Annotated in this window: 1 protein-coding gene; it reads left to right on the top strand. The window is 39.0% G+C overall.

The window, feature by feature from the left end:
- Positions 1-102: 102 nt before the first annotated feature.
- The coding region (locus tag Q0954_RS34610; protein ID WP_299466829.1) for a helix-turn-helix domain-containing protein at positions 103-377 on the top strand (275 nt) is incomplete at its 3' end.

The raw sequence follows: 377 nt of genomic DNA, 5'->3' as shown, positions 1-377 counted from the left end.
ACTATTTTTAGAGCTTTTCCAGCGTTTTTCCATAGCTTAAATATAGTATTTATTTGTCAGATAAATAATATTTCCTTTGTATATTGCATTATGCTCCAAGTAGTGAAGACATACAAATACAAGCTCCGAAATTTGTCGGCTACCCAAACCAGGCAACTGAGTAGTTGGGTAGGTGCTTGTCGGTTTGTGTATAACCTTGCTTTGGAGACCAAACAATACGCCTACAAAGCTTATGGGGTTAACTTGTCTCGCTTTGATTTGGATAAGGAGCTCAAAACCCTCAAGGATGTTGAATGGATCAAAGATGTCCCTTCTCAAAGCCTCCAGGATGTGCTTCAAAGGCTTGAGAAAGCCTATCAATCTTTCTTTAAAGGTGG

This window comes from uncultured Microscilla sp., from assembly GCF_947493425.1.
In the GTDB taxonomy this organism is placed as follows: domain Bacteria; phylum Bacteroidota; class Bacteroidia; order Cytophagales; family Microscillaceae; genus Microscilla.
The sequence above is the reverse complement of the archived record's forward strand: the minus strand, read 5'-3'. Positions and strand labels throughout refer to the sequence as shown.